Origin of the sequence: Paracoccus sp. MA (genome assembly GCF_020990385.1) — a bacterium.
Taxonomy (GTDB): domain Bacteria; phylum Pseudomonadota; class Alphaproteobacteria; order Rhodobacterales; family Rhodobacteraceae; genus Paracoccus.
This window is the reverse complement of sequence record NZ_CP087597.1, coordinates 1,267,832-1,293,610: the sequence shown is the minus strand read 5'-3', so window position 1 is coordinate 1,293,610 and position 25,779 is coordinate 1,267,832. Positions and strand designations below refer to the sequence as shown.

Sequence of the window (25,779 nt, the reverse complement as noted above, 5' to 3'; positions counted from 1 at the left end):
CTCCGCCTTCCGCCGCATTGTCGCGCCGCTCCCATCGCGGCCATTGTTCCCGCCGTCCCGCCTATGCTACCTCGCGCCCCGAGAATGGAGGCGCGCGTGATCCTTTGCGAATTCGGTCCTGACGGCGGGCCGGTCCTGTTCCGGGACCCGCGGGAATTGCTGGTGGTGACCCGCCCCGAGGATGTGGCCTCCGCGCTCGGCCATCTCGAGGCCCGGCGCCGGCAGGGGGCCTGGATCGCGGGCTACCTGTCCTATGAGCTGGGCTATGCGCTGGAGCCGGTGCTGGCGCGCGAGATGCCGGCGGACCGGCGCACGCCGCTCATGGCTTTCGCCGTCCATGACGCGCCCGAACCTGCGCCGCCGCTGCCGGCGGGGGACGCGGCCCGGCTGGCGCCGTTGAAGCCCATGATCTCGCAACAGGATTACGCGGCCGCCTTTGCCCGCACCCGCGACTATATCGCGGCCGGCGACTGCTACCAGATCAACCTGACCTTTCCCATCGGCTCGCGCCTGATCTCCGGCTCGGCGCTGCAGCTTTACGCCGCGCTGGCCGCGCGCCAGCCGGTCGGATTCGGCGCCTATGCCGATCTGGGACAGGGGCCGGTGGTGGTCTCGCGCTCGCCCGAGCTGTTCTTCCGCCTCGATGCGCAGGGCCGGATCGAGGCGCGGCCGATGAAGGGCACCGCGCCGCGCGACCCCGATCCGGCGCGCGACGCGGCCTTGGCGGCGGCGCTGGCGGCATCGGAAAAGAACCGGGCCGAGAACCTGATGATCGTGGACCTGCTGCGCAACGACATCGCCCGCATCTCGCGCCTGGGCTCGGTGCGGGTGCCCGAGCTTTTCGCCGTGGACAGCTTCGCCACCGTGCACCAGATGAGCTCGCGCGTGGTGGGCCGGCTGGAGCGCCCGGCCGAGCTGGGCGCGATGCTGCGGGCGCTGTTTCCCTGCGGCTCGATCACCGGCGCGCCCAAGATCCGCGCCATGCAGATCATCCGCGAGGTCGAGCCGTTTCCGCGCGGGGTCTATTGCGGCGCGATCGGCTGGATGGCCCCGGACGGGGCGGCCTGCTTCTCGGTGGCGATCCGCACGCTGTCGGTCTGGCCGGATGGCGAGGTCACGCTGAATGTCGGCGGCGGCGTGGTGCAGGATTCGACCGCGGAAGGCGAATGGGAGGAGGCGCTATGGAAAGCCCGCTACGCGCAGGATCTGACGACCCCGAACTGCGGCTGATCGAGACGGTGCTGTGGGACGGCGCCGGCTGCCCGCGGATCGAGGGGCATCTGGCGCGGCTGGCGGCTGGCGCGCGGGCGCTTGGCTGGCCCTGCGACGCGCAGGCCGCCCACGCCGCGCTGGTCGCGCCCGAGGGCCATCCGGCGCGGCTGCGGCTGACGCTGGACCGCCTGGGGCGGATCGAGGTGGCGCGCGCGCCCCTGCCGCAGTCGCGGCCGGAATGGCGGCTGGCGCTGGCCGGCACCCGGCTTCGCTCGGGCGATCCCTGGCTGCGGCTCAAGACCACGCGCCGGGCGCATTACGACGCCGCCCGCGCCGCGCTGCCCGAGGGGATCGAGGAGGCGATCTTCCTGAACGAGCGCGGCGAGGTCTGCGACGGCACCATCACCACCGTCTTCTTCGACCGCGGGCAGGGGCTTTGCACCCCGCCGCTGTCCTGCGGCCTTTTGCCGGGCGTGCTGCGCGCCGGGATGCTGGCCGAGGGCGCCTGCCGCGAGGAAGTGCTGCCGGCCGGGGATCTGCCGCGCGTCCGGCTGTGGGTCGGCAATGCGCTGCGCGGGCTGATCCCGGCCGTCTGGGCGGGCTGAGCCGCTCAGGCCAGCGCGGCCAGCTCGCTTGCCGCGCGCTTCAGCGCCGGCAGATGGGTCAGGGCGACCGCCATCGGCATGCGCTCGACCGGCGCGTGGAAGGTCAGCGCCGCCAGCACCCGCCCCCGCGCATCGAGCGCCGGCACCGAGACGCCGATCATGCCGGGAATGAACTCCTGCTCGTCGGTGGCATGGCCCTGCGCGCGGATGCGGGCCAGTTCCTCGCGCAGGCTTTCGGCGGTGGCGAAGGTGTTCGGGGTATGCGCCTGCAGCCGGGCATGGCGCAGGAAATGCTCGAGACTTTGCGGATTCATATGGGCCAGGCAGACCTTGCCGGCGGCGGTGGCATGCAGCGGCACGCGGGTGCCCAGGCGGATCACCAGTCGCAGCGGCCAGCTGGTCTCGACCCGGTCCACATAGACCAGCGAATCCCCTTCCGGGATCGAGATCGAGCAGGTTTCGCCCACCGAGGCGAACAGCCGCACCAGCACGTCATGCCGCGGCAGGTCGAACTGGGCGGCATGCATCACCCCCAGCATCATCTGCCGCAGCTTGTCGCCGGGCAGATAGCTGCGCCCGTCGAGCTGGCGCGACAGATAGCCCTCGTGTTCGAGCGTGGCGACGAGGCGGTGGATGGTCGGCTTGGGCAGGCCCAGGCTGGCATTGATCTCGGTCGCGGTCAGCGGCCGGGCTTCGCGGGCCAGCACTTCCAGGATCTGGAGGTTGCGCAGGCTGGGGGGAACCTGGGAACTGTCTTGAAACTCTTGCATGGCCTGGGAACCCGATCACTTCGCCGTTCTTTTTACCGCAGGACGGCGGGAGGTCCAGACGGCCCGGGCCGGACCGCGCCGTTTGGCGCCGATCGCCCGGCGCGAAGGGCCGGGGACCGCCCACGCCTTCGCTGCGCTGTAGCATTTGCGTTGCCCCAACGTCATCCTTCCGTTAGGAAACCCGACTCACGGGCTCTGACGGCTCTGGTATCCGGGGCCGGTCGCATTATATCCCGGGGGTGACAGCGACGCGGGCAGAGTGGGGGGACCAATGCTCGATCTGACGACCATCCGCAGCGAGCTCGGCTCGCATTACGATCTCGAGCCCTCGCTCGAGCTTGCCGAGCGCATGGCCGATGTCCATGCGCGGATGGGCCGCGTCATGCCCTGGCCGGACTGGGCAATCCATGCGCCCTATGTCGCGGCGATCAACAAGCTGAAAAAGGAACGCAATGCCGTGGTGCTGGCGCATAATTACATGACGCCGCAGATCTATCACGGCATCTCGGACGTGGTGGGCGACAGCCTGGCGCTGGCCATCGCGGCGACCAAGGTCGAGGCGCAGGTGATCGTGCAATGCGGCGTGCATTTCATGGCCGAGACCTCGAAGATCCTGAACCCGCAAAAGACCGTGCTGATGCCCGACATGGAGGCCGGTTGCTCGCTGGCCGAAAGCATCACCGCCGAGGGCATCGCCCAGATGCGCGCGCGTTACCCGGGCGCGCCGGTGGTCAGCTATGTCAACACCACCGCCGAGGTGAAGGCGGCGTCCGACATCTGCTGCACCTCGGCCAATGCGGCGCAGATCGTCGCGGCGCTGGATGCCGAGACGATCATCATGACGCCCGACAAGTGGCTGGCGCAGAACGTCGCCAACAAGGTGCCGCAGAAGCGCATCGTCTGGTGGGACGGGGCCTGCATCGTGCATGAGCAGTTCACGGCGCAGGACCTGCGCGACTTCCGCGACTGGAATCCGGGGCTGAAGATCATCGCCCATCCCGAATGCCCGCCCGAGGTGGTGGCCGAAGCCGATTATGCCGGCTCGACCGCCAATATCCAGGACTGGGTCGAGGCCGAGCGGCCGAAGCAGGTGATGCTGGTCACGGAATGCTCGATGGCCTCGAACATCTCGGACGCCAATCCCGAGGTCGAATTCCTCGGGCCCTGCAACATGTGCCCCTACATGCAGAAGATCACCCTGGAAAAGGTGCTCTGGTCGCTGCACACCATGACCGGCGTGGTCGAGGTCGATCCCCAGGTCGCGGATCGCGCCCGGCTGGCCGTGCAGCGGATGATCGACCTGTCGCAGCGTCTGGCAGCCTGAGGTGCGCGAGGTTTCGACCGGCCGCGTCGTCATCGTGGGCGCCGGCCTGGGCGCGCTTTACGCGGCGCTGAAACTGGCGCCGCGCCCGGTGCTGATGATCTCGCCCGAGGTGCTGGGCCAAGGCGCTAGCTCGGCCTGGGCGCAGGGCGGGGTGGCGGCGGCCATGGACCCCACCGACAGCGCTGAGGCCCATGCCCGCGACACGCTCCGCGCCGGCGCCGGCACCGTCGATCCCGCCGTCGCGGCGCTGGTCACGGAGGAGGCGCGGGCGCATATCCTCGACCTGACCCGGCTCGGCACCCCCTTCGACCGCAGGCCGGATGGCGGCTATGTGCTGTCGCGCGAGGCGGCGCACAGCTTCGCCCGCGTCGTGCGGGTGCGCGGCGACCAGGCCGGGGCCGAGATCATGCGGGCGCTGGTCGCCTGCCTGCGCGAAGCCCCCTCGGTGCAGGTGCTGGAGGGCGTCATGGCCACCGAGCTGCGGGTCGAGGACGGCAGGGTCGCGGGGGTCGAGGTGGCGCTTTCCGGCCCGCAGGGCTCGGCGCCGGTCTTGATCCGGGCGCCGGCGGTGCTGCTGGCGGGCGGCGGCTCGGGCGGGCTTTATGCGCTGACCACAAACCCGCCGCGCATCCGCGGCCAGGTGATCGGCATGGCGGCGCGGGCCGGGGCCGAGATCGCCGATGCGGAATTCGTGCAGTTCCATCCCACCGCCATCGATTGTGGCGAGGATCCGGCGCCGCTGGCCACCGAGGCGTTGCGGGGCGAGGGCGCGCATCTGGTCAACCGGCTGGGCGAACGCTTCATGCCGGCGGTGCATCCCGATGCCGAACTGGCGCCGCGCGACGTGGTGGCGCGTGCGATCTATGCGCAAAGCCAGGCCGGGCTGCGGCCGATGCTGGACACCCGCGCCTGCCTGGGCGACCGCATCCTGACCGAGTTTCCGGCCGTGGCGGGGGCCTGCGCGCGGGCGGGGATCGACCCGACGCGCGAGCCGATCCCGGTGGCGGCGGCCGCGCATTACCACATGGGCGGCGTGGCGGTGGACAGCGATGGCCGCGCCAGCCTCGACCGGCTCTGGGTCTGTGGCGAGGCGAGTTCGACCGGGCTGCACGGCGCCAACCGGCTGGCCTCGAACGGGCTTCTGGAGGCGCTGGTCTATGCCCGCCGCTGCGCGCTGTCCATCGAGGCGCGGCTGGGCCCGGCGCAGGGCGGGGACCCGGTGTCGCTGCCCGACCTGCCGCCCGGCCCGGTGCCCGACCCGGCGCTGGTCGCCCGCCTGCGCCGCGCCATGACCGAGGGCGCGGGGGTCTTGCGCGATGCCGGGGGCCTGACCTGCTGCCTGCGCGAGATCGCCGCCATCGAGGCGGCGCAGCCCGATTGCCCGGCGCTGCTGAACATGACCGCCGCCGCCACGCTGATCGCCGCCGCGGCGCTGATGCGGCAGGAAAGCCGCGGCGCGCATTGCCGCACCGATTTCCCGCAGACCTTGCCCGAAGGCCGCCGCTCGCGCCTGACGCTGGCGCAGGCGCTGGCCCTGCGCGCCTCGCTTGAACCGGAGACGACATGACCGAGATGCCCCCGCTGCCCGACCTGGTGCTGGAGCCGCTGCTGCGCGCCGCGCTGACCGAGGATCTGGGCACCTATGGCGACATCACCACCCGCACGGTGATCCCTGCCGGCACCCGCTACCGGGCGCGGATCGTGGCGCGCGAGGCGGGCGTGGCCTCGGGGATGCAACTGGCCGGCATCGCCTTTCGCCTGATCGACCCGGGCCTGGACTGGCGGCCGCATCGTCCCGACGGCAGCCGTTTCCAGCCCGGCGACACGCTGGCCGAGATCGAGGGCGAGGCGGCCTCGATCCTTTCGGCCGAACGGGTGGCGCTGAACTTCGCCGGCCGGCTGTCCGGCATCGCCACCCAGACGGCGGCATTCGTGGCTGAGACGGCGGGGACGAAGGCGCGCATCACCTGCACCCGCAAGACCACCCCCGGCCTGCGGCTGGTCGAGAAGCAGGCGGTGCTGCATGGCGGCGGCTTCAACCACCGCTTCAGCCTGTCGGACGCGATCCTGATCAAGGACAATCACATCGCCGCGGCGGGCGGCATCCGGCCGGTTCTGCAAGCCGTGAAGGCCCGCGCCTCGCATATGATGCGGGTCGAGATCGAGGTGGACCGGCTCGACCAGCTCGCCGAGGTGCTGGAGGAGGGCGGCGCCGATGTCGTCCTGCTGGACAACATGGAGACGGCAGACCTGCGCGAGGCGGTGGCGATGGCTGCGGGCCGCGTGGTGCTGGAAGCCTCGGGCAACATGCGACTCGGCCGCGTGGCCGAGGTGGCGGCGACGGGGGTGGACTATATCTCGGTCGGGGCGCTGACCCACTCCGCCCGCACGCTGGATCTGGGGCTGGATTTCTGACCAAAATTCCGGCAGGCCGCAAATTCCGAACCTGTTCAGCGGCGTGAAGCCGATATCTCGAAAATGACCGGTCGCGGCCGGGACTTTCAGCGCCCCGCCCGGCCGGGGCGTTTCTGCCATGTTCCGCCGAAAATCGGTTAACGCTAACATTTTCCCTTGCACGGCTTGCAGTCTGTCGTGCTTTAAGCAGAGTCGAGGGAAAGCCCCGGATTTCCTTGCGGGCGCGATGACTGGACAGGGGAAAGCATGGCCAAGGACGAGATGCCCAAGAGCGATTTCCGCGACGCGATCCTGTGGCACCTGACCTATACGCTGGGCAAGGACCCGGATCACGCGCAGCTTTTCGACTGGCGGCTGGCGCTGAGCCATGCGGTGCGCGACCGTATCGTGGACCGCTGGATGGCATCGACCCGCGCCACCTATCGCGCCGATGCCAAGCGGGTCTATTACCTGTCGATGGAATTCCTGATCGGCCGGCTGCTTCAGGACAATATCGTCAACCTGCAACTGGCCGACGAGGCGCAGGCGGCGATCGAAAGCTTCGGCCTCGCCTATTCCGACCTGCTGCTGGACGAGCCTGACGCGGCGCTCGGCAATGGCGGGCTGGGGCGGCTGGCAGCCTGCTTCATGGAGTCGCTCGCCACGCTGGGCTGCCCGGCCTATGGCTACGGCATCCGCTACGAACACGGGCTGTTCCGCCAGAGCTTCGCCGAGGGGCGGCAGGTGGAAGCGCCCGAGGACTGGCTGGACCAACCCTTCGTCTGGCAGTTCGAGCGTCCCGAGGCGCGCTTCACCCTGGGCTTCGGCGGCCGGGTCGCGACCCGCGACGGCCGCGCGGTCTGGGAACCCGAAAATTTCGTGCAGGCCGAGGCCTATGACACGCCGGTCATCGGCTGGCGCGGGGCCTGGGCCAATACGCTGCGGCTCTGGGCCGGGCGGGCGGTCGATCCCTTCGACCTGGACCGCTTCAATGCCGGCGACTTCAGCGCGGCCGCCGAGGCCGAGGCGCTGGCGCGCACCATCTCGCGCGTGCTCTATCCCGAGGATTCGACCGAAGCAGGCAAGCGGCTGCGGCTGACGCAGGAATATTTCTTCTCGGCCGCCTCGATCCGTGACATCCTGCGCCGCTTCGAGGCCGATCACGCCGACCTGCGCCTGCTGCCGCAGAAGGTGGCGATCCAGATGAACGACACCCACCCGGCCGTCGCCGCGCCGGAACTGCTCCGCATCCTGCATGACGAACGCGGCCTGCCCTTCGACGAGGCGCTGGCGATCACCCGCGGCTGCGTGAACTACACCAACCACACGCTGCTGCCCGAGGCGCTGGAAAGCTGGGGCGAGGGGCTGTTTTCGGACCTGCTGCCGCGCCACCTGCAGATCATCGACCGCATCGACGCCGAGGATGCACGCGAACATCCCGACCGCCGCAACACGGCGCGCGGCGATGGCAAGGTGCGGATGGGCGAGCTGTCCTTCATCCTGTCGAACCGCGTCAACGGCGTCTCGGCCCTGCATACCGGGCTGATGAAGACCACGGTCTTTGCCGACCAGCACCGCATCTGGCCCGACCGCATCGTGAACCAGACCAACGGCGTCACCCCAAGGCGCTGGCTGCTGGGCTGCAATCCGCGCCTGTCGCGGCTGATCACCCAGACCATCGGCGACGGCTGGGTGGGCGATCTGGAGCAGTTGCAGGCGCTGGAACCCCATGCCGCCGATCCCGGCTGGCTGGAGGAATTCGCCGCCGTGAAGGCCGCCAACAAGGCCGACCTGTGCGACTGGATCACCCGCGAACATGGCGTGACGCTGAATCCGCAGGCGCTGTTCGACGTGCAGATCAAGCGCATCCACGAATACAAGCGCCAGCATCTGAACATCCTGGAAGCCATCGCGCTGTGGCAGGAGATGCGCGAGAACCCCTCGGCCGACTGGACGGCGCGGGTCAAGATCTTCGGCGGCAAGGCGGCGCCCGGCTATTTCTTCGCCAAGGACATCATCCGGCTGATCAACGACGTGGCCGCCGTCATCAATGCCGATCCGGCCACGAACGGGAAGCTGCAGGTGATCTACCTGCCGAATTACAACGTCTCCCTGGCCGAGCGGCTGATCCCGGCCGCCGACCTCTCCGAACAGATTTCCACCGCCGGCAAGGAGGCGTCGGGCACCGGCAACATGAAATTCGCCCTGAACGGCGCGCCGACCATCGGCACGCTGGACGGCGCCAATGTCGAGATCCGCGAGCGCGTGGGGGCCGAGAACTTCTTCCTGTTCGGCCTGACCGCCGAAGAGGCCGAGGCCCGCCGCGCCGTCCCCGATCATGCCGCGAAGGCGGTCGCCGGCGACCCGCGCCTGACCCGCGCCGTCGAGGCGATCCGCTGCGGCGCCTTCAGCGCGGGCGAGCCCGACCGCTATGCGAATATCGTCGAGAACCTGACGCGGGCGGATTATTTCCTCGTCGCCTCGGATTTCGCCGATTACTGGCGGGCGCAGCGCGAGGTGGATTTCGCCTATGCCAACCGCACGGAATGGACGCGCATGGCGGCGCTGAACGTGGCGCGCTCTGGCTGGTTCTCGTCGGATCGCACCATCCGCGGCTACATGCAGGACATCTGGAACGCGCAAAGCCTGCTCGGGCAGGAGTGACGCTGCAAGGGGGGAACCATGGCGCAGATCGACCCGAATGACGTCGCCGACCCCGCGGTGCTGGACCGCATCGTCGCGGGGCGCTTCGACGATCCCTTCGCGGTCCTTGGCCCGCATCTGCGGGACCGCGTCCGCCATGTCACCGCCTTCGATCCCGGCGCGCAGGAGATGGCGGCCGTCGTAGGCGGCAAGGCGCATCCGCTGGCGCCGGTCGAGGGCTATCCCGGCCTGTTCCACGGCAAGGTGCCGGGCGCGAAGCCCTATCTGTTGCGGGGCCGCCGCGACGGTGAGGAATGGCTGGTCGAGGACGCCTATCGCTTCGGCCCGGTCCTGGGCGAGCTTGACGAATACCTGCTGGGCGAGGGGCGGCACCAGCGGCTCTGGCAGGCGCTCGGCGGGCATGTGATCGAACAGCAGGGCACGCGCGGCACGCATTTCGCGGTCTGGGCGCCGAATGCCCGCCGCGTTTCGCTGATCGGGGATTTCAACGCCTGGACGGCCGCCGCCATGTCATGCGCCGGCGCGGCGCGACCGGGGTGTGGGAGATCTTCATGCCCGGCCTGGGCGAGGGCACGGCCTATAAATACGAGATCCTCGGCGCCTATGGCGGGCTGGCGCAAAAGGCCGATCCGGTCGGCTTCGGCGCGCAGCATCCGCCGGCCACCGCCTCGGTGGTGCGCGACATCGCGGGCTATGGCTGGTCGGATGGCGGCTGGATGGGCACGCGGGCTGAGGCGCAGCGCCGCGACCGCCCGATCTCGATCTACGAGGTGCATCTGGGCAGCTGGCGCAGGAAGGACGGCGGCCGGCCGATCTCCTACCGCGAGGCGGCGGTGGAGCTGGTCGATTACGCCCGCGACATGGGCTTTACCCATATCGAGCTGTTGCCGATCAGCGAATATCCGTTCGACGGCTCATGGGGCTATCAGCCGGTCGGGCTGTTCGCGCCGACGATCCGCTTCGGCCCGCCGCACGAATTCCGCGACCTGGTGAACGCGGCGCACAAGGCGGGGCTGGGGGTGATCCTGGACTGGGTGCCGGGGCATTTCCCGACCGATCCGCACGGGCTGGTGCAGTTCGACGGCACCGCGCTTTACGAACATGCCGACCCGCGCGAGGGTTTTCACCAGGACTGGAACACCCTGATCTACAATTACGGCCGGGCCGAGGTGATGAACTACCTGACCTCGAACGCGCTTTATTGGCTTCGGGAATATCACCTCGACGGGCTGCGGGTGGATGCGGTGGCCTCGATGCTCTATCGCGACTATTCCCGCGCCGAGGGGCAATGGATCCCCAACAAGGACGGCGGGCGCGAGAATTACGAAGCCATCGCCATGCTGCAGGAGATGAACCGCCTGACCTATGGCGAGGAACCGGGCATCATGACCGTGGCCGAGGAATCGACCAGCTACCCCAAGGTCTCGCGGCCGGTGCATGAAGGGGGCCTGGGCTTCGGCTTCAAGTGGAACATGGGCTGGATGAACGACACGCTGGATTACATCAAGCGCGAGCCGATCCATCGCAAGCACCATCACCACCAGATGACCTTCGGCCTGCATTACGCCTTTTCCGAGAATTTCATCCTGCCAATCAGCCATGACGAGGTGGTGCACGGCAAGGGCTCGATGCTGACCAAGATGCCCGGCAGCGAATGGGAGAAATTCGCCAACCTGCGCGCCTATTACGGCTTCATGTGGGGCCATCCGGGCAAGAAGCTGCTGTTCATGGGCCAGGAGTTCGCCCAAGGCTCGGAATGGAACCACGATGCCGAGATCGACTGGGCCTGCATCGGCAACCCGCTGCATTACGGCATGCAATTGCTGGTGCGCGACCTGAACGCCATCTATCGCGCAACGCCCGCGCTTTACGCGAAGGATTGCGACGGCGCCGGCTTCCAGTGGATCGAGGCCAATGACGCCGCCCATTCCATCTATGCCTGGCTGCGGCGCGGCGGCCCGGGCGATCCCGAGGTGGTGGTGGTCTGCAACTTCACCCCGGTCGAGCGCAGCGGCTGGCGCATGGGCTTTCCGCAGGCGGGCCGGTGGCGAGAGGTGCTGAACACCGATGCCGAGGTCTATGGCGGGGCCGGGCGCGGCAATCTGGGCCGCGTCGCCGCCCTGCCGGGCGAGAGCCATGGCCAGCCCGCCCATGCCGACCTGGTGCTGCCGCCGCTTTCGACGCTGATCTTCGTGAAGGACGATACGGTGTAACCATCCCGCGCGCAGGCGCCGGGTAAAGAGGGAGGGGATAGAGATGGCCCAGCGTGAGGAAAGGCTTTCCAGACGATCCATGGCCTTCATTCTGGCCGGCGGCCGCGGTTCGCGCCTGCGCGAGCTGACCGACAAGCGGGTCAAGCCCGCGGTCTATTTCGGCGGCAAGTCGCGGATCATTGACTTCGCGCTGTCGAACGCGCTGAACTCGGGCATCCGCAAGATGGCGCTGGCCACGCAATACAAGGCCCACAGCCTGATCCGCCATGTCCAGCGCGGCTGGAACTTCTTTCGCGCCGAGCGCAACGAATTCCTCGACATCCTGCCCGCGTCCCAGCGTTACGACGAATCGATGTGGTATCGCGGCACGGCGGATGCGGTGGCGCAGAACATCGACATCATCGACAGCTATGGCGTGGACTATGTGCTGATCCTGGCCGGCGACCATATCTACAAGATGGATTACGAGCTGATGATCCGCCACCATGTCGAGGCGGGCGCGGACGTGACCATCGGCTGCCTGACCGTGCCGCGGGCCGAGGCCTCGGCCTTCGGCGTCATGGCGGTGGACGGCAAGGACGTCATCACCAGCTTCCTGGAAAAGCCCAAGGACCCGCCCGGCACGCCCGACGACCCGGATGTGACGCTGGCCTCGATGGGCATCTACGTGTTCCGCTGGGACTTCCTGCGCGACCTCTTGATCCGCGACATGCAGGACGACAATTCCAGCCACGATTTCGGCAACGACCTGATCCCGCAGATCGTCAGGAACGGCAAGGCGCAGGCGCATCGCTTTGCCGACAGCTGCGTGCGTTCGGACGGCGATCCGGTCTATTGGCGCGACGTGGGCACGGTCGACGCCTTCTGGCGGGCGAATATCGACCTGACAGACTTCAACCCCGACCTGAACCTCTGGGATCGCGACTGGCCGATCTGGACCTATTCCGAGCTGGTGCCGCCCGCCAAGTTCATCCATGACGAGCCGGATCGCCGCGGCAGCGCCGTCAGCTCGCTGATCTCGGGCGGTTGCATCATCTCGGGCAGCGAGATCCGCGAGTCGCTGCTGTTCACCCAGGTCCATACCAATTCCTATTCCAGCCTGGAACGCGCGGTGGTGCTGCCTTACGCCAATGTTGCCCGACACGCGCGTTTGACCAATGTGGTCATTGACCGCGCCGTCAGAATCCCCGAAGGGCTCGTGGTCGGCGAGGACCCCGACGAGGACGCGAAATGGTTCCGCGTCTCGGAAGGCGGCGTCACGCTGATCACGCAGGACATGCTGGATCGAAGGGAAGCGTCTTTATGAGGGTTCTGTCCGTCGCCTCGGAATGCGTGCCGCTGGTCAAGACCGGGGGCCTTGCCGACGTGGCGGGGGCGCTGCCGGCGGCGCTGGCCGGGCACGGGGTCGGGATGCGGGTGCTGCTGCCCGGCTATCCGGCGGTGCTGGCCGCGCAGGCCAAGGCGCCGGCCGTGCGCGAGATCCCCGAGCTGTTCGGCGCTCCGGCCTGCATCCGGCGCGGCGCGCTGGGGGATGCGGTGCTTTACATCCTCGATGCGCCGCATCTTTTCGACCGGCAGGGCGGCATCTATCTGGGGCCGGACGGCCGCGACTGGCCCGACAATCCGCAGCGTTTCGCCGCGCTGTCCAAGGCCGCCGCGCTGATCGCCGCCGAGGGGATCGAGGACTGGCGCCCGCAGGTGCTGCACCTGCACGACTGGCAGGCGGGGCTGGCCCCGGTCTATCTGCGCCAAGCCGGGGTGCGGGACGTGCGGACGCTGCTGACCATCCACAACATCGCCTTTCAGGGCCTCGCGCCGGCGCATATGCTCTCGGCGCTGCAACTGCCGGCGCATCTCTTCAACCCGCGCGGCTTCGAATATTGGGGCCGGATCTCGGCGCTGAAGGCGGGGATCGTCTTTGCCGACAAGGTCTCGACCGTCAGCCCGACCTATGCCGAAGAGCTGATGACCCCGGAATTCGGCATGGGGATGGAGGGGGTGCTGGCCGACCGCGCCGGCGATTTCACCGGCATCCTGAACGGCATCGATCTGGAGGCCTGGAAGCCGCCCTATGCCACGCCCGAAGGCAAGGCGCCGCATCGCGCGGCGCTGCGCAAGGAATTCGGCCTGCCCGAGGCGGAGGGGCCGCTTTGCGTGGTCGTCTCGCGCCTGACCGGGCAGAAGGGGCTGGACCTGCTGATCGAGGCGCTGCCGGCGCTGCTGGAAAACGGCGGCCAGCTTGCGGTGCTGGGCTCGGGCGACCCCGGGCTGGAAGCGGCGTTTTCGCAGGCCGCCGCCCGCCATCCCGGCGTCGCGCTGCGGCTGGGCTATGACGAGCCGCTGTCGCGCCGCATGATCGCCGGCGGCGACGCCATCCTGGTGCCCTCGCGCTTCGAGCCTTGCGGGCTGACGCAGCTTTACGGGCTGCGCTTCGGCACCCTGCCGCTGGTGGCGCTGACGGGCGGGCTGGCGGATACTCTCATCAACGCCTCGGCGGCGGGGCTGGCTGCGGGCGTGGCGACCGGGGTGCAGTTCCACCCGGTCGATGCCCGGGCGCTGTCCCGGGCGCTGTCGCGGCTCTGCGCGCTCTGGCGCCAGCCTGCCGTGTGGCAGCGCATGATGGGCAACGCGATGGCGCATCCGGTCGGCTGGGACGCCTCGGCCCGCGCCTATGCCGATCTGTTCGGGGCGATGGCCGCCTGATGACCCAACTGCGCATCCTCGAGGGCCGGGCGGAACCGCTGGGCGCCACCTTCGACGGCGAGGGCGTGAACTTCGCCGTGTTCTCGGAACATGCGCGGCGGGTGACGCTGTGCCTGTTTTCGCCCGACGGCCGGACCGAGACGCACCGGCTGGACCTGCCGGAACGCGACGGCGACGTCTGGCACGGCTATGTCCCCGGCCTGCGCCCCGGCCAGCTTTACGGGCTGCGCGCCGACGGTCCCTATGCGCCGGCCGAGGGGCACCGCTTCAACTATCACAAGCTGCTTCTCGACCCCTATGCCAAGCGGCTGACCCGGCATCCGGTCTGGCACGACGCGCTGATGGGCTACACGGTCGGCGCGCCCGAGGGCGACCTGAGCTTCGACAAGCGCGACAGCGCCCGCTTCATGCCGCGCTGCGTGGTCGAGGACCCGTCCTTCGCCTGGGGCCCCGACCAGCCGCCGCGCCGCGACATTGCCGAGACGGTGATCTACGAAGCCCATGTCAAGGGCCTGACCCAGCTGCACCCGGACGTGCCGCATCGCGGCACGTTCCTGGGCCTCGCCTCGGACCCGGTGCTCGATCACCTGCAATCCCTGGGCATCACCGCGCTGGAGCTGCTGCCGGCGCAGGCTTTCCTGAACGACCGTTTCCTGCTGGAAAAGGGGCTGGTGAACTATTGGGGCTACCAGACGCTCGGCTTCTTCGCCCCCGATCCGCGCTATCTGGCCAAGGACCAGATCGCCGAGTTCCAGCACATGGTCGCCCGCATGCATGCCGCCGGCATCGAGGTGATCATGGACGTGGTCTACAACCACACCGGCGAGGGCAACGAGCTTGGCCCGACGCTGAGCTTCCGCGGCCTCGACAATCGCAGCTATTACCGGCTGCAAGAGGATCCGCGCTATTACATCAACGACACCGGCACCGGCAACACGCTGAACGTCAACCACCCGATGGTCTTGCGCATGGTCATGGACAGCCTGCGCTACTGGGTCGAGGTGATGCATGTGGACGGCTTCCGCTTCGATCTTTGCGCCACGCTGGGCCGGCGGGTGCGGGGCGGTTTCGACCGCAGCGCCTCGTTCTTCGATGCGATCCGGCAGGACCCGGTATTGACGCGGGTGAAGCTGATCGCCGAGCCCTGGGACATCGGCCCCGGCGGCTATCAGCTGGGCGGCTTCCCGCCGCCCTTCCTGGAATGGAACGACAAGTATCGCGACGGCATCCGCCGCTTCTGGCGCGGCGACGCCCGGCAGGTGCCGGAACTGGCCGACCGCATGGCGGGGTCCGCCCGGCAGTTCGACCATTCCGGCCGGCCCGCCACGGCTTCGGTGAACTTCCTGACCGCGCATGACGGCTTCACGCTGATGGACGTGGTCAGCTATTCCGAAAAGCACAATGCCGCCAATGGCGAGGAAAACCGCGACGGCCATTCCGAGAATTTCTCGGACAACATGGGCGCCGAGGGGCCCAGCGACGACCCCGCGATCCTGGACGCCCGCGCGCGGCGGCGCCGCAACCTGCTGGCGACGCTGCTTTTGTCGCAGGGCACGCCGATGCTGCTGGCCGGGGACGAGCTGGGCAATTCGCAGGCCGGCAACAACAACGCCTATTGCCAGGACAACGAGATCGGCTGGGTGCAATGGCAGGGCGCCGACCCGGCCTTCCTGGACTTCACCCGCCGGCTGATCGCCTTTCGCCGCGCCCATCCGATTCTGCGGCAGAAACGCTTCCTGCATTCGCGGCCGCGCCTGACCGACGGGCTGCCCGACCTGTTCTGGCTGCGCCCGGACGGCGCGCAGATGACCCCGGCCGATTGGGGCAACCCCGAGCTGCGCGTGCTTTGCGCCGAGCTGCGCATGGCCGCCGGCACCCCCGACTATGCGCAGCGCGAGGAGGCGCTGTTTCTGGTCTTCAACAACGGTGCCCCGCTGGATGTGGTGCTGCCCGAGCGCCCCGAGGGCTGGCGCTGGCGGCTGCACCTGGACACCAGCCGCCCCGACCTGGCCCCGCATGTGGTCGAGGCCGAGCGGCTGGCGGTGGACGGCCAGTCGACCCTCGCCTTCGATCTGGAGCGCGCGGATGACTGATCCGCGCCTGACCCTGGCCGGGCGCATGGGCGTGCTGCCGGGCTTTCACGACCTTGCCGGGCGATGGCGCGAGACCTCGGTCGAGACGGCGGTGGCGCTGCTGGCTGCCATGGGCCTTGCCGTGCCCACCGCGGCCGAGGCGCAGGCGGCGCTGGACGACCATGCCGACCGCCTGCCGCAGGACGTGATCTGCGCCGCCGGTGCGCGCCCGGACCTGGCCGTCGGCGACTGGCGGCTGACCTTCGAGGATGGCACCGAGGCCGAGGGAAACGGCCCGCTGCCCGAGCTGCCGCTGGGCATCCACCGCCTGCGGGCCGGGGGCCGGGACTATACGCTGCTCGCCGCGCCGCCGCGCCTGCCGGGGCCGGCGCGCTGCTGGGGGCTGGTCGCGCCGCTCTACGGCATCTCGGAAAGCGGGATCGGCAGCTATGCCGACCTTGCGGTGCTGGCCAAGGGGATGGGCCGGCAAGGGGCGGCATTCCTCGGCATCAACCCGGTCCATGCCGGCTTTCCGACCGAGCCGCAGCTGTTCAGCCCCTATACCCCCTCGCATCGCCGGCGGCTGAACGTGATCCACCTGCCCGGCGGCCCCGGCACCCCCGGCCCGCGCATCGACTATGCCCGCGACATCCCGGCCCGCATGGCGGCGCTGCGGGCGGAATACGACGCCTTTCCCGGCGATCCCGGTTTCGACGCCTGGCAGGCGGCGGAGGGCGAGGGCCTGCAACGCTTCGCCCTGCATCAGGCGCTCTCGGCCCGGCTGGGGGCCTTCTGGGGCGACTGGCCGGCGACCCTCGCCTCGCCCGACACGCCCGCCGCCATCGCTGCGCGGGCGGAACTGGCCGGCGAGATGCGCTTTCACGCCTGGCTGCAATGGCGGGCCGAGCGGGCCTTGGCGGCGGCCGGGCAGGCGGCGCGCGACGGCGGCATGGCGCATGGGCTCTATCTCGACCTCGCTGTCGGCACCCATCCCTTCGGCGCCGAAACATGGGAGGACCGCGCGAGCTTCGCCTTCGGCGCCTCGCTCGGCGCGCCGCCCGATGCCTTCGCCCCGCAGGGGCAGAACTGGAGCCTCGCGCCCTTCAACCCCACGGGCCTGCGTGCCCAAGCCTATGCGCCGCTGGCCGAAACCCTGCGCCGCCAGCTGCAATTCGCCGGCGTGCTGCGCATCGACCACATCCTGGGCTTCGAGCGCGCCTATTGGGTGCCTGATGCCGCGCCCGGCGCCTATGTCGCCATGCCGCGCGACGCCATGCTGGCCGTGGCCCGGATCGAGGCGGCGCGCGCCGGCAATGCGGTGATCGTCGGCGAGGATCTGGGCAACATCCCCGACGGCCTGCGCGAGGCGCTGGCGGTTTCCGGCATCCTCGGCTGCCGCGTGGCGATGTTCGAGCGCGAGGGCTGGCATCCGCCCGCCTTCCGCCCGGCCGAATCCTATGACCGGGACGCCATCGCCAGCTTCTCGACCCACGACCTGCCGACCTGGCGCGGCTGGCGGCAGGGCGCCGACGTCGAGGCCCGCGCCCGCATCGCCGGGCAGGAAACCGCCGCCGGGCAGCAAGAACGCGCCGAGGAGGTCGCCGCCTTCGACCGGCTGCTGCCCGATCCCGGTATCGATGCGCTGCACGGCTTCCTGGCCCGCACGCCGTCGCGTCTGGTGGCGGTGCAGGCGGAACTGCTGCTCGACATGGCCGACCAGCCGAACCTGCCCGGCACGGTCGGCGAATATCCGAACTGGCAACTGCGCCTGCCGGTGGCGGCCGGGGATTTCCCGGCATTGCCCTCGGTCGCGCGGACTGCCAGCATCATGCGCGACCACGAACGCTAAGGAGAGGTCAATGACCGTTCACACCGTCCCGACCAAGCCCATCGCGGGGCAAAAGCCCGGCACCTCGGGCCTGCGCAAGAAGACCCCGGTCTTCATGCAGCCGCATTACCTGGAAAACTTCGTGCAGGCGATCTGGAACGGCACCGGCGGCGCCGCGGGCAAGACCTATGTGCTGGGCGGCGACGGGCGCTATTTCGGCGACCGCGCCGCGCAGGTCATCCTGCGCATGGCGGCGGCCAGCGGCGCGAAGAAGGTGATCGTCGGGCAGGGCGCGCTGCTTTCCACCCCCGCCGCCTCGCACCTGATCCGGCTGCGCGGGGCGGATGGCGGCATCATCATGTCCGCCAGCCACAATCCCGGCGGCCCGACCGAGGATTTCGGCGTCAAATACAATATCGGCAATGGCGGCCCGGCCCCCGAGCCGGTGACCGAGGCGATCTTCGGGGCCACCAAGACCCTGACCGAATACCGTATCCTCGACGCGCAGGACGTCGACCTGTCCCGGCCGGGCATCACGACCCTGGGCGGCATGGAGATCGAGGTCGTCGATCCCGTCGCCGACTATGCCGAGCTGATGCGCTCGATCTTCGACTTCGGCAAGATCCGCGCGCTGTTCGCGGACGGCTTCCGCATCCGCTTCGACGCCATGCACGCGGTGACCGGCCCCTATGCCAGGGCGATCCTGGAAGGCGAGCTGGGCGCGCCCGCGGGCTCGGTGGTGAATGCCGTCCCGAGCCCGGATTTCGGCGGCGGCCATCCCGATCCGAACCCGATCTGGGCCAAGGAGCTGATGGATGCGATGTTCGGCCCCGACGCGCCGGATTTCGGCGCCGCCTCGGATGGCGACGGCGACCGCAACATGATCGTCGGCCGCAACTGCTATGTCACGCCCTCGGACAGCCTTGCGGTGCTGGCGGCGAATGCGACGCTGGTCCCGGCCTATGCCGGCGGGCTGAAGGGGGTGGCGCGGTCCATGCCGACCTCGCGGGCGCTGGACCGGGTGGCGGAAAGCCTGGGCGTGGCCTGCTACGAGACGCCGACCGGCTGGAAGTTCTTCGGCAACCTGCTCGATGCCGGCCGCGCCACGCTTTGCGGCGAGGAAAGCGCCGGCACCGGCTCGGACCATGTGCGGGAAAAGGACGGGCTTTGGGCGGTGCTGTTCTGGCTGAACCTGCTGGCCGAGCGCCGGCAGTCGGTGGCCGAGATCATGCAGGACCACTGGACGCAATACGGCCGCAACTACTATTCCCGCCACGATTACGAGACTGTGGATGCCGGCGCCGCCGGCGAGCTGATGGCGGCGCTGCGCGCGCGCCTGGCCGATCTGCCGGGCCAGACCGCCGCCGGGCTGCGCATCGAGGCGGCGGACGAGTTCGCCTATGACGACCCGGTGGACGGCTCGCGCACCGAAGGCCAGGGCCTGCGCATCCTGACCGAGGGCGGCGGGCGCATCGTGCTGCGGCTCTCGGGCACCGGGACGGAGGGCGCGACGCTGCGCGTCTACCTGGAGCGGGTCGAGACCGACCCGGCCCGGATGCAGGACGAGCCGCAGGGCGCGCTGGCCGGGATCATCGCCGCCGCCGACGAGATCGCCGGCATCCGCGAGCGCACCGGCCGCACCCAGCCCGACGTCATCACCTGACCGGGCGGTGCCTTCGGCCCCGGTCGAAACGCCGAAACGGCCTTGTCGGAAATGCGGCGGCGGGATCAGCCCGCCGCCAGCTCGTCCCAGCAGGCCAGCGCGTGGCCGGCATACATCATGCCCGGCCCGCCGCTCATCTGGATCGCCATGGCCAGCACCTCGGCCAGTTCCTCGCGGCTGGCGCCGGCCTTCATCAACGCCTCGACATGGAACAGGATGCAGGGCTCGCAACGCTGCACGACGGCCATGCCGAGCGCGACCATCTCCTTGGTCCTGAGGTCCAGCGCGCCGCCGTCATGCACCGCCTTCGACAGCACGCCGAATCCCTGCATCGCCTCGGGGATGGCCTTGTTCATCACCCGCAACTCGCCCCGCATTCCGTCGATCTTGGTCTTGTAGCTCATGGATCGCCCTCCTTTTCCGGCAGGCCCATGCTAGCCCGGCCGGAAGCGGCGCGGCTTGATCCAGATCAAGATATATGCGAATTTACGCAAGTAAGATGGAGTCAGACGCGGCGACCGCGCACCCAGGTCTCGCGCATCACCGGGGTGTCGTCCATCATCGCGAAGCGGATCAGGTCGGCGCGCAGCCCCGGCGCGATCCGGCCGCGATCCACCAGCCCCGCCGCCTGGGCCGGATTGGCGGTGACCGTCGCCATGGCGCGCGGCAGGTCGTCCCAGATCCGCGCCAGGATCAGCGCCCCGGCCAGCAGGGCCGAGGGCACGTAATCCGAGCTGAGGATATCCAGATGCCCGGCCCGCGCCAGATCGGCGGCCGAGACATTGCCGGAATGGCTGCCGCCGCGGATCAGGTTCGGCGCCCCCATCATCACCATGATGCCATGGGCGTGACAGGCTGTCGCCGCCTCGGGCGTGGTCGGGAACTCGGCCAGACGCACGCCGTGGCCGGCCGAGACCGCTACATGTTCGGCGGTGGTGTCGTCATGGCTGGCCAGCACCGCGCCCAGCCGATGCGCGATCTCGACCGCCGCCGCCTCATGCGCATCGCCGAACCGGGTGCGCAGGGCCTTCAGCCGGGCGACGTGATCGGCGAATTCCGCGTCGGAAAGCTTGTATTTCCCCTGCACGTATTGCGCGAGCTTGGCGATGTCGCGGAACTGGCGCTGGCCCGGGGTGTGGTCCATCAGGCTGATGATCCCGACCCGGTCTTCGGGGCCGAACTCGTCCAGCTCGGCCAGCAGGGTCTGCGAGCAGACCTCGGCGCGCAGATGCAGGAAATGGCTGATGCGCAGCACGCCGCGGGCACGGATGGCGGCCAGTTCATGCGCCAGCTCGCGGGCATATTTGTCGTAATCCTCGTCCGGCCCCTCGTTCGGGATCGAGCCCACGCGCATGGCGTCGAAGACGGTGGTGATGCCGCAGCCCGCCAGTTCCGCGTCATGCGCCAGGATGGCGCCGGCATGGGGCCAGTTCACGCCCGGGCGCGGGCGCATGTGGCGCTCCAGGTTGTCGGTATGCAGCTCGACCATGCCGGGGGCGAGGAAGTCGCCGCCCATGTCCAGGGCGCCGGCGGGGACGGCCGCGCCCGGCAGGATCTCGGCGACGGCGCCGTCCTCGATCACCACGGCCCCGGTCGTCACGGTTTCGGGCAGGATCAGGCGGGCATTGGCGAGGATGGTTCGGGTCATCTGCGGACTTTCGGGTTTCGGCAGGCAAGGGGTGGCCGATCGCGGCGCCGTGGTCAAGCGCGGCAGGGGCGGCGGGGGCTCTGCCCCCACGCCGGGCCGACCCCTCGACGGGGCCGGCCCGGCATTCCCCCGGGGTATTTGGAAAACAGAGAAGATGCGGAAAGGCTCAGCCGCAGAGCGCGTCCACCCAGGCCGGCACCATCTCGGTCGCGGGGCCGGTGCGGTGCTCGGCGAAATCGCCTGCGACGGCCGAGGCGGCCAGGTTCAGTTCCACCGTGCGGGCGCCGGCGCGGCGGGCGTGCTGCGCGAGCCCGGCAGCCGGATAGACCTGGCCGGAGGTGCCGATGGCGGCGAAGATCTCGGCCTGTTCGACCGCCGCCCAGATCCGCTCCATGTGATAGGGAATCTCGCCGAACCAGACGATGTCGGGTCGGGTCAGCGCCTTGCCGCAGCCGGGGCAGGGGTCCAGCGCCCGCATCACCAGCGCCGCCGGCCAGCGATGCCCGCAGCCGGCGCAGAGCGCGCCCAGCAGGCTGCCATGCATGTGGATCACTTCGGGCGAGCCGCCGCGTTCGTGCAAATCGTCGACGTTCTGGGTAACCAGCGTGACCTGGTGATGCTGCGCCAGCCGGGCCAGCGCGCGATGCGCGGCATTGGGCTGGGCGCGGGCGGCATCGGCGCGGCGCATGTTGTAAAAGCGATGCACCAGCACGGGGTCGCGCCGGAAGCCCTCGGGCGTGGCCACATCCTCGATGCGATGCGCTTCCCACAGGCCGTCCGTGGCGCGGAAGGTGCGGATCCCGCTTTCGGCCGAGATGCCGGCCCCGGTCAGGACGGTGATCCGCATCGGCGCCTCAGTTCGAGCAATAGGCCTCGGCCGTGGCGGCGAAATTCTTGTAGCGCGCCCAGAAGGCGTTGTCGGCGTCGCTTTTCGACATCCGCACCTCTTGCGCCGCATCGGCGTCGCGGAAGAAGCGGGCGGCGCGGCGCTGGTCGGCGCGCGACAGCGTCTGGTCGGCGACCTGCTGGATGCAGCGGCAAGCCTGGCCGTTGCGGGCGCCGCGTTCGGAACGCACGCAGGCGGAATCGATCGGACCGGCGACGGCGAGCGGCGCGGTCAGCACCACCGCCGCGGCGGCGATCATCACTCGGTTGAACATCTCTGTCTCCTCGGCTCATGCCGCGGCGGCGGGGCTGGGCACCCTCTTTCAGCCGCGGATCTTATCCGGGAAAGCTTAGCAGAAGCCGCATTGCCTCTCAATTGCGGCAGGTGCGCCGGGCCGTGCCAAGGATGGCGGCTGCGGCCGCCGGGACCGCAAGATATGCCGTCAGGCGGGCTGTGGAGTATAGCCCGCCTCGCGAATCACCTGCTCGGCGCGGGCGGCATCCAGCCCCTCGACCGCGACGCTGCGCGAAGGCAGGTCGCAGGCGGCCCGGCCCCCCGCCTCGGCCACCGCCTTTTCGATGGCGGCGGTGCAATGGCCGCAGCTCATATCCTCGACGCGGAATTTCATCGGTTCATCCCTTTGTCCGCCCGGACTTTCACTTGTCCGGGAACCGGCCTATGATCGCGTCGCGGCGCCGCGGGCGCAACTCCCCCTCATGAGGCTGCGACCGATGGTCACCGAAAACTTCCGTGGCGCGATCCTGATGGTCGTCTCGATGGTGCTCTTCGCCTTCGAGGACATGTTCATCAAGCTGCTTGCGGCCGAACTGCCCTATGCGCAGGTGCTGGGCCTGATCGGGCTTCTGGGCTTCCTGGCCTTCGGCGCCATGCTGAAGCTCAGGGGCGGGCGGCTGTTCACCCGCGACCTGATCCGCCCCATCGTGCTGTTCCGCGGGTTGATGGAGGCGGTGGGCTCGATCGGCATCGTCGTGGCGCTGGCGCTGACGGAACTTTCCTCGACCTCGGCGATCATGCAGGCGCTGCCCCTGGCCATCGTGCTGGGCGCGGCGCTGTTTCTGGGCGAGCCGGTCGGCTGGCGGCGCTGGAGCGCGATCATCGCCGGCTTCCTCGGCGTGCTGCTGGTGATCCGGCCGGGGCTGGCGGGGTTCCAGCCGGTGTCGCTGATGGCGCTGCTGGCGGTGCTGGGGTTGGCGGCGCGCGACATCGCCACCCGCCGCGTGCCGGCGCATATCCATTCCGACCAGCTGGCCGCCTCGGCCTTCTTCGCCATCCTGATCGCCTCGGTGCTGATGGCGCTGGCGCTGGGGCAGGACTTCGTCATGCCCAGCCCGCGGCAATGGCTGCTGTTCCTGGCCTGCATCACCGTCGGCGTCGGGGGTTATGCGCTGCTGGTGACCGCCACCCGGCTGGGCGAGGCCTCGGCGCTCGCCCCCTATCGCTATGCGCGGTTGGTCTTCGCCCTGATCCTCGCCTTCCTGGTCTTTGGCGAGCGTCCGGATGCGCCGACGCTGACCGGCGCCGCGATCATCGTCGCCTCGGGCTGCTACACCATGTGGCGCGAGGCCGCGCTGCGCCGCCGCCGGCTGCGCGAGGCCGGTTTCGTCACCGCCGCATGAACCCTCTTTCCGCAACGCCAAAGCCCTAGTATAGCCCGGCCATGACCGACCTTGACCTCATCCGCAATTTCTCGATCGTGGCCCATATCGACCACGGCAAATCCACCCTGGCCGACCGGCTGATCCAACTGACGGGCACGGTCGCCGAACGCGACATGAAGGCCCAGCTGCTCGACAGCATGGATATCGAGCGAGAGCGGGGCATCACCATCAAGGCCAACACCGTGCGCATCGAATATCCGGCGAAGGACGGGCGCACCTATGTGCTGAACCTGATCGACACCCCCGGCCATGTGGACTTCGCCTATGAGGTCAGCCGAAGCATGCGCGCGGTCGAGGGCAGCCTGCTGGTCGTGGACGCGACGCAGGGGGTCGAGGCGCAGACGCTGGCCAATGTCTATCAGGCCATCGATGCCGGGCACGAGATCGTGCCGGTGCTGAACAAGATCGACCTGCCCGCCGCCGAGCCCGACCGCGTCAAGGAGCAGATCGAGGACGTGATCGGCATCGATGCCCATGACGCCATCGAGATCTCGGCCAAGACGGGGCTGGGCATTCCCGACGTGCTGGAAGCCATCGTCACCCGCCTGCCGGCCCCCAAGGGCGACCGCGATGCGCCGCTGAAGGCGATGCTGGTCGATTCGTGGTATGACCCCTATCTGGGCGTCGTGGTGATGATCCGCGTCATGGACGGGGTGATCCGCAAGGGCGACCGCATCCGCATGATGCAGACCAATGCCGTCTACGGCATCGACAAGCTCGCCGTGCTGCGTCCGCAGATGCAGGACATCGCCGAGCTTGGCCCGGGCGAGATCGGTGTGCTGACCGCCTCGATCAAGCAGGTGCGCGACACCCGCGTCGGCGACACCATCACGCATGAGCGCAAGGGCACCGATAAGCCGCTGCCGGGCTTCAAGCCCGCCCAGCCGGTGGTGTTCTGCGGCCTCTTCCCGGTCGATGCCAACGACTTCGAGGCGTTGCGCGACGCCATCGAGAAGCTCGCGCTGAACGATGCGAGCTTCTCCTACGAGATGGAGACCTCGGCCGCGCTCGGCTTCGGCTTCCGCTGCGGCTTCCTGGGCTTGCTGCACCTGGAAGTGATCCGCGACCGGCTGGAGCGCGAATACGACCTGGACCTGATCACCACCGCGCCCTCGGTGGTGTTCCGGCTGCACATGCGCGACGGCGAGGTGCGCGAGCTGCACAACCCCGCCGACATGCCCGACCTGACCTATGTCGACCATATCGAGGAGCCGCGCATCAAGGCCACGATCATGGTGCCCGACGAATACCTGGGCGACGTGCTCAAGCTCTGCCAGGACCGTCGCGGCATCCAGATGGACCTGACCTATGCCGGCAACCGTGCCATGGTGGTCTATGACCTGCCGCTGGCCGAGGTGGTGTTCGACTTCTACGACCGGCTGAAATCCGTGACCAAGGGCTATGCCAGCTTCGACTACCAGATCAGCGAATACCGCGAGGATTATCTGGTGAAGATGTCGATCCTGGTGAACGATGAGCCGGTGGACGCGCTGTCGATCATGGTGCATCGCGACCGCGCCGAATCGCGCGGCCGGGCGATGGTGGAAAAGCTCAAGGAGCTGATCCCGCGGCACATGTTCAAGATCCCGATCCAGGCGGCCATCGGCAGCCGCGTCATCGCGCGCGAGACGCTGTCGGCGATGCGCAAGGACGTGACCGCGAAATGCTACGGCGGCGACGCGACGCGCAAGAAGAAGCTGCTGGAGAAGCAGAAGGCCGGCAAGAAGAAGATGCGCCAGTTCGGCAAGGTCGAGATCCCGCAGACCGCCTTCATCCAGGCGCTGAAGATGGACGGCTGAGACGGCCGCGGTCCCCGAACCGCGTCCGCCCCCTCTCTCGCGGGCAGGCTGCAAGGCCATACCCCCCGCTATGCCTCTTGCCTTCATGCTCCGGGCCTTCGGGACCTGACATCATCGTCTCGGTCGCCGGTCTTGGCCTCTCCTGCCGCTCGCGGCAGCTCGGGACCGCCGGGTGCACCGTTCATCCGCTGCGGCGTGGCGGTCTGCGCAGCCTTGGCCTTGGCGCGCCCGGTTTTCGGGGCGCCGTCTTCCCATCCGCCGCAAGGGCGGCCAGTTCGGCGTCCCAGCCTGCTGCGCCTCGATATCCCCGCCATGGCTC

Annotated in this window: 19 protein-coding genes and 1 pseudogene; 14 read left to right on the top strand and 6 right to left on the bottom strand. The window is 69.2% G+C overall.

Features of this window, described 5'->3' with window-relative positions; all coding sequences use genetic code 11:
• Nucleotides 1–96 precede the first annotated feature (96 nt).
• Nucleotides 97–1,230: an aminodeoxychorismate synthase component I gene (locus LOS78_RS06435; protein WP_230376275.1), complete on the top strand. Its 1,134-nt coding sequence runs from the start codon at nt 97–99 to the stop codon at nt 1,228–1,230.
• Nucleotides 1,182–1,817, top strand: a complete 636-nt coding sequence (locus tag LOS78_RS06430; RefSeq protein ID WP_230376274.1) for an aminotransferase class IV family protein — start codon at nt 1,182–1,184, stop codon at nt 1,815–1,817. Before LOS78_RS06435 ends, LOS78_RS06430 begins: the two co-directional genes overlap by 49 nt.
• 5 nt (nt 1,818–1,822) lie before the next feature.
• Here LOS78_RS06430 and LOS78_RS06425 read toward each other — a convergent pair whose 3' ends face one another.
• On the bottom strand, nt 1,823–2,587 hold the full coding sequence (locus LOS78_RS06425) for an IclR family transcriptional regulator (RefSeq protein ID WP_028713847.1): 765 nt from the start codon (nt 2,585–2,587) through the stop codon (nt 1,823–1,825).
• A 271-nt stretch (nt 2,588–2,858) separates the two neighbouring features.
• Here LOS78_RS06425 and nadA point away from each other — a divergent pair, with 271 nt between their 5' ends.
• The 10 genes and pseudogenes from nadA (at nt 2,859) to LOS78_RS06375 (ending at nt 19,448) form a co-directional block, all read left to right on the top strand.
• On the top strand, nt 2,859–3,911 hold the full coding sequence (nadA, locus tag LOS78_RS06420) for a quinolinate synthase NadA (RefSeq protein ID WP_230376265.1): 1,053 nt from the start codon (nt 2,859–2,861) through the stop codon (nt 3,909–3,911).
• Nucleotide 3,912: 1 nt separating this feature from the next.
• Nucleotides 3,913–5,478, top strand: coding sequence for an L-aspartate oxidase (locus tag LOS78_RS06415; RefSeq protein WP_230376263.1), 1,566 nt, complete (start codon nt 3,913–3,915; stop codon nt 5,476–5,478).
• Nucleotides 5,475–6,326, top strand: coding sequence for a carboxylating nicotinate-nucleotide diphosphorylase (nadC, locus tag LOS78_RS06410; protein WP_230376262.1), 852 nt, complete (start codon nt 5,475–5,477; stop codon nt 6,324–6,326). Before LOS78_RS06415 ends, nadC begins: the two co-directional genes overlap by 4 nt.
• A 246-nt stretch (nt 6,327–6,572) precedes the next feature.
• Nucleotides 6,573–8,969: a glycogen/starch/alpha-glucan phosphorylase gene (locus tag LOS78_RS06405; protein ID WP_230376260.1), complete on the top strand. Its 2,397-nt coding sequence runs from the start codon at nt 6,573–6,575 to the stop codon at nt 8,967–8,969.
• Between the two features lie 18 nt (nt 8,970–8,987).
• Nucleotides 8,988–11,182: pseudogene (glgB, locus tag LOS78_RS06400) on the top strand (1,4-alpha-glucan branching protein GlgB).
• Between the two features lie 79 nt (nt 11,183–11,261).
• The gene (glgC, locus tag LOS78_RS06395) at nt 11,262–12,488 is read left to right on the top strand and encodes a glucose-1-phosphate adenylyltransferase (protein ID WP_230376973.1); all 1,227 of its coding nucleotides are present in this window, start codon (nt 11,262–11,264) and stop codon (nt 12,486–12,488) included.
• A complete protein-coding gene (gene glgA, locus LOS78_RS06390; protein WP_230376258.1) occupies nt 12,485–13,885 on the top strand; it encodes a glycogen synthase GlgA in 1,401 nt (466 codons plus the stop codon). Before glgC ends, glgA begins: the two co-directional genes overlap by 4 nt.
• On the top strand, nt 13,885–15,978 hold the full coding sequence (gene glgX / locus LOS78_RS06385; protein WP_230376256.1) for a glycogen debranching protein GlgX: 2,094 nt from the start codon (nt 13,885–13,887) through the stop codon (nt 15,976–15,978). The genes glgA and glgX overlap by 1 nt, the downstream gene beginning before the upstream one ends.
• The gene (locus LOS78_RS06380; RefSeq protein ID WP_230376248.1) at nt 15,971–17,806 is read left to right on the top strand and encodes a 4-alpha-glucanotransferase; all 1,836 of its coding nucleotides are present in this window, start codon (nt 15,971–15,973) and stop codon (nt 17,804–17,806) included. The genes glgX and LOS78_RS06380 overlap by 8 nt, the downstream gene beginning before the upstream one ends.
• Before the next feature lie 10 nt (nt 17,807–17,816).
• Nucleotides 17,817–19,448, top strand: a complete 1,632-nt coding sequence (locus LOS78_RS06375; RefSeq protein ID WP_230376246.1) for an alpha-D-glucose phosphate-specific phosphoglucomutase — start codon at nt 17,817–17,819, stop codon at nt 19,446–19,448.
• Nucleotides 19,449–19,513: 65 nt separating this feature from the next.
• On the opposite strand, the gene LOS78_RS06370 is transcribed toward LOS78_RS06375, so the two are convergent.
• The 5 genes from LOS78_RS06370 to LOS78_RS06350 all read right to left on the bottom strand — a co-directional run bounded on the left by LOS78_RS06370 (nt 19,514) and on the right by LOS78_RS06350 (nt 22,610).
• A complete protein-coding gene (locus tag LOS78_RS06370; RefSeq protein WP_230376244.1) occupies nt 19,514–19,852 on the bottom strand; it encodes a carboxymuconolactone decarboxylase family protein in 339 nt (112 codons plus the stop codon).
• Nucleotides 19,853–19,953: 101 nt separating this feature from the next.
• The gene (locus LOS78_RS06365) at nt 19,954–21,096 is read right to left on the bottom strand and encodes an alpha-D-ribose 1-methylphosphonate 5-triphosphate diphosphatase (protein WP_230376242.1); all 1,143 of its coding nucleotides are present in this window, start codon (nt 21,094–21,096) and stop codon (nt 19,954–19,956) included.
• Nucleotides 21,097–21,262: 166 nt separating this feature from the next.
• Nucleotides 21,263–21,943, bottom strand: a complete 681-nt coding sequence (locus LOS78_RS06360; protein ID WP_028713834.1) for an NAD-dependent deacylase — start codon at nt 21,941–21,943, stop codon at nt 21,263–21,265.
• A 7-nt stretch (nt 21,944–21,950) separates the two neighbouring features.
• Nucleotides 21,951–22,256 (bottom strand): hypothetical protein, encoded by a 306-nt coding sequence (locus tag LOS78_RS06355; RefSeq protein WP_028713833.1) that lies wholly within the window; start codon nt 22,254–22,256, stop codon nt 21,951–21,953.
• A 168-nt stretch (nt 22,257–22,424) separates the two neighbouring features.
• Entirely contained in the window at nt 22,425–22,610 is a 186-nt protein-coding gene (locus LOS78_RS06350; protein ID WP_230376241.1) for a heavy-metal-associated domain-containing protein, read from the bottom strand.
• Between the two features lie 103 nt (nt 22,611–22,713).
• Here LOS78_RS06350 and LOS78_RS06345 point away from each other — a divergent pair, with 103 nt between their 5' ends.
• Together LOS78_RS06345 and lepA are read left to right on the top strand one after the other, a co-directional pair.
• Nucleotides 22,714–23,619 (top strand): DMT family transporter, encoded by a 906-nt coding sequence (locus LOS78_RS06345; RefSeq protein ID WP_230376239.1) that lies wholly within the window; start codon nt 22,714–22,716, stop codon nt 23,617–23,619.
• 41 nt (nt 23,620–23,660) lie between these two features.
• Nucleotides 23,661–25,460 (top strand): translation elongation factor 4, encoded by a 1,800-nt coding sequence (gene lepA / locus LOS78_RS06340; protein ID WP_028713830.1) that lies wholly within the window; start codon nt 23,661–23,663, stop codon nt 25,458–25,460.
• The last annotated feature ends 319 nt before the right edge of the window (nt 25,461–25,779 follow it).

What these genes read in the sequence shown, in the direction of transcription:
- glgC (WP_230376973.1), top strand. Translation starts at nt 11,262, where the DNA reads ATGGCCTTCATTCTGGCCGGCGGCCGCGGTTCGCGCCTGCGCGAGCTG.
- LOS78_RS06430 (WP_230376274.1), top strand. Translation starts at nt 1,182, where the DNA reads ATGGAAAGCCCGCTACGCGCAGGATCTGACGACCCCGAACTGCGGCTG.
- lepA (WP_028713830.1), top strand. Translation starts at nt 23,661, where the DNA reads ATGACCGACCTTGACCTCATCCGCAATTTCTCGATCGTGGCCCATATC.
- nadA (WP_230376265.1), top strand. Translation starts at nt 2,859, where the DNA reads ATGCTCGATCTGACGACCATCCGCAGCGAGCTCGGCTCGCATTACGAT.
- LOS78_RS06355 (WP_028713833.1), bottom strand. Translation starts at nt 22,256, where the DNA reads ATGTTCAACCGAGTGATGATCGCCGCCGCGGCGGTGGTGCTGACCGCG.
- LOS78_RS06360 (WP_028713834.1), bottom strand. Translation starts at nt 21,943, where the DNA reads ATGCGGATCACCGTCCTGACCGGGGCCGGCATCTCGGCCGAAAGCGGG.
- LOS78_RS06425 (WP_028713847.1), bottom strand. Translation starts at nt 2,587, where the DNA reads ATGCAAGAGTTTCAAGACAGTTCCCAGGTTCCCCCCAGCCTGCGCAAC.
- glgX (WP_230376256.1), top strand. Translation starts at nt 13,885, where the DNA reads ATGACCCAACTGCGCATCCTCGAGGGCCGGGCGGAACCGCTGGGCGCC.
- nadC (WP_230376262.1), top strand. Translation starts at nt 5,475, where the DNA reads ATGACCGAGATGCCCCCGCTGCCCGACCTGGTGCTGGAGCCGCTGCTG.
- LOS78_RS06350 (WP_230376241.1), bottom strand. Translation starts at nt 22,610, where the DNA reads ATGAAATTCCGCGTCGAGGATATGAGCTGCGGCCATTGCACCGCCGCC.
- LOS78_RS06380 (WP_230376248.1), top strand. Translation starts at nt 15,971, where the DNA reads ATGACTGATCCGCGCCTGACCCTGGCCGGGCGCATGGGCGTGCTGCCG.
- LOS78_RS06375 (WP_230376246.1), top strand. Translation starts at nt 17,817, where the DNA reads ATGACCGTTCACACCGTCCCGACCAAGCCCATCGCGGGGCAAAAGCCC.
- LOS78_RS06370 (WP_230376244.1), bottom strand. Translation starts at nt 19,852, where the DNA reads ATGAGCTACAAGACCAAGATCGACGGAATGCGGGGCGAGTTGCGGGTG.
- glgA (WP_230376258.1), top strand. Translation starts at nt 12,485, where the DNA reads ATGAGGGTTCTGTCCGTCGCCTCGGAATGCGTGCCGCTGGTCAAGACC.
- LOS78_RS06365 (WP_230376242.1), bottom strand. Translation starts at nt 21,096, where the DNA reads ATGACCCGAACCATCCTCGCCAATGCCCGCCTGATCCTGCCCGAAACC.
- LOS78_RS06405 (WP_230376260.1), top strand. Translation starts at nt 6,573, where the DNA reads ATGGCCAAGGACGAGATGCCCAAGAGCGATTTCCGCGACGCGATCCTG.
- LOS78_RS06345 (WP_230376239.1), top strand. Translation starts at nt 22,714, where the DNA reads ATGGTCACCGAAAACTTCCGTGGCGCGATCCTGATGGTCGTCTCGATG.